The sequence below is a fragment of the Devosia indica genome, assembly GCF_003056405.1.
In the GTDB taxonomy this organism is placed as follows: Bacteria; Pseudomonadota; Alphaproteobacteria; order Rhizobiales; family Devosiaceae; genus Devosia; species Devosia indica.
This window is the reverse complement of sequence record NZ_PYVZ01000039.1, coordinates 1-2,531: the sequence shown is the minus strand read 5'-3', so window position 1 is coordinate 2,531 and position 2,531 is coordinate 1. Positions and strand designations below refer to the sequence as shown.

Annotated in this window: 3 protein-coding genes; all 3 read right to left on the bottom strand. The window is 64.4% G+C overall.

The window, feature by feature from the left end; all coding sequences use genetic code 11:
• Positions 1-21 precede the first annotated feature (21 nt).
• On the bottom strand, positions 22-1,656 hold the full coding sequence (tnpC, locus tag DDE76_RS19275; RefSeq protein WP_104892795.1) for an IS66 family transposase: 1,635 nt from the start codon (positions 1,654-1,656) through the stop codon (positions 22-24).
• Between the two features lie 72 nt (positions 1,657-1,728).
• The gene (gene tnpB, locus DDE76_RS19270) at positions 1,729-2,046 is read right to left on the bottom strand and encodes an IS66 family insertion sequence element accessory protein TnpB (protein WP_198650957.1); all 318 of its coding nucleotides are present in this window, start codon (positions 2,044-2,046) and stop codon (positions 1,729-1,731) included.
• Between the two features lie 23 nt (positions 2,047-2,069).
• A complete protein-coding gene (locus DDE76_RS19265) occupies positions 2,070-2,387 on the bottom strand; it encodes a transposase (RefSeq protein WP_245892090.1) in 318 nt (105 codons plus the stop codon).
• Positions 2,388-2,531 lie beyond the last annotated feature (144 nt).

Here is a 2,531-nt window from a genome sequence, read left to right as displayed (position 1 = left end):
GTAAGCGCGTAGCCGAGGCCGTTACTGCCTGAAGTTCCAAGGCATGAGGTCAGCTATCTGGCCGTTTGGCCAGCCGCCGGCGATGCGCTGCAGGGTCCGGGTCAGCCAGGCATGCGGATCGACGCCGTTCATCTTGGCCGTGGTCAGCAGCGTAGCGATGGTCGCCCAGGCCCGCCCACCACCATCGGATCCGGCAAAGAGCGCATTTTTGCGGGTAATGGTCTGCGGACGGATTGCGCGCTCGACGATGTTGGAGTCGATCTCGATACGTCCATCGGCAAGGAAGCGCTCGAGGGCGGCGCGGCGGCTCAGGGTGTAGCGGATGATCTCAGCCAGTTTGGATTTGCCCGACAGGCGCGGCAGCTCCCGGTCCAGCATGGCGAACAGCTCAGCCACGATGGGGCGGGAACGTTCTGCACGGATGCTGGCGCGCAGTTCGGCACCATGACCGCGGATCTCCTCTTCGATAGCCCACAGCGGCGCCATGGTCTTGACCACGGCACCGGCAAAGGGCGAGCCGTCGCTGGCATGCAGGTCGAAGAACTTGCGCCGCGCGTGGGACCAGCACCCGGCCAGAGTCATGGCGTCATTGGCCCCGCGATCCTTGCCCAGCCGGTTATAGGCGGCATAGCCGTCGATCTGCAGGATCCCGCGATAACCGTCCAGATGCCGGGCGACGCAATCGCCGGACCGACTGTCCTCGAACCGATACGCCACCATGGGTGGTCCTGATCCACCGAACGGTCGATCATCCCGGGCATAGGCCCACAGCCAGGCGGTCTTCACCTTCCCTGACCCCGGCGCCAGCGTCGGCAATCGGGTCTCGTCGGCAAAGACGCGCTCGCCCTGTTTGATGGTGTGCAGCACGTATTGGGCCAGCGGCTCGAGCTCAAAGCCGATCCGGCCCATCCACTGGGCCATCAGCGAGCGGTCCAGTTCTACGCCGTCCCGGGCGTAGATCTCCTCCTGCCGGTAGAGCGGCAGGCCATCGGCATATTTGCTGACCGCCACCTGGGCCAGCAGCGCCTCGGTGGGGATGCCGCCGGCAATCAGGTGATCGGGTGCCGGCGCCTGCACGATGCGGTCCTCGCCGTCAGCCAGGCGGTAGGCGTATTTGGGGCGGCGGGTGACGATGACGCGGAACTTGGCGGGGGTCACGTCGAGGCGCTCGGAGACGTCTTCGCCAATACGCACGGCTTGAAGGCCAACGCAGTCGGCCGGCACCTCTGGCTCGATCACCTGCTCGATCCGTTCCAGGTGCGGCGCAAAGCCCTTTCGCGGCCGCGGCGGACGGGGGGCAGCAGTTCCAGCACGCTTGTCGCGTTCGGCCCGGATCTCGCCCAGACCCGTCTGCAGCTCATCGAAGACGAAGGCCATCTGCTCGGCATCGAGCGGATCGATCCGCAGCTTTTCCGAACGTGTCCCGAACTGCGCCCGCTTGAGCATGGCAACGATCGTTTCCAGCCGAGCGATCTTTTCGGCATCGGCCACCTTCGCCGCATTCATCTGCGCGATTGCGGCTTCATGGGCAGCGATCTCGGCTTCCAACGCCAAGCGCTTCTGATCGGCCGACGCCTCCCTGGCGTGGGCAGCCAAGATCATTGCCTTGAGGGCGTCGATGTCATCGGGAAGCTGCTCAGGATCGGTCGGGATCATGCCCGAACAATGGCACAAAACACCCCGGATTGCCTCAGTTTTTGCGCCAGTGAGTCAGTCTGCCGCAGGCTTTTACCCAGCCGATTGCGGCCGAGTTGCCGGCACCGAACGCACCCGCTTCCAGTCCATGCCATCGACCAGGGCCAGCAGCTGGGCATGGCCTAATTGGACGCGGCTGTGCCCGATCCGCGGCCAGCAGAACGCGGCCTTCTCCAACCGCTTGGCGTAAAGGCACAGGCCCGTCCCATCCCACCACACAATCTTGATCCGATCCGCCCGTTTTGCCCGGAACACATAGAGCGAGCCGTTGAACGGATCTGCACCGGCATCGCGAACCAGGCCAACAAGACCGTCGGGTCCTTTTCTGAAGTCTACCGGCTGGCTGGCCAAAAACACCTTTACGCCCGAGGGGATCATGTGGACCGGATGACCCGAAGCACACGGCGCAGGTGATCTTCACTTACCGCGGGCCCAACCCGGACAGTGGCACCCTCGATGCCGATTTCGACAATCCCACCCGAGGTGCCAGCGTCGTCGTCAGGCACTTCACGCCGTTCAACCTGGCCCTTGGCAATGGCTTTGCGCCGCCAGCCGAACAGTTGCGACGGCGACATCCCGTATCGCCGTGCCACCGCCGAAACGTTCACGTCCGGGGCCAGCGCCTCCTCCACGATCCGCGCCTTGGTCTCGTCAGGCCAGTTGCGGCGCCCCACCGCCGGACTGCTGTCCATCCGGCTCGGAACGACCTCCAACAACTGGAAACTTCTATCACTGGGCATATGCGCAGACATAGGAACTCACACCGTCATCAAATCCACGGTGCCAATACCCTACCAACCACCGGCACGTCAGACGGGGGCGCCTTGGCGCTTACG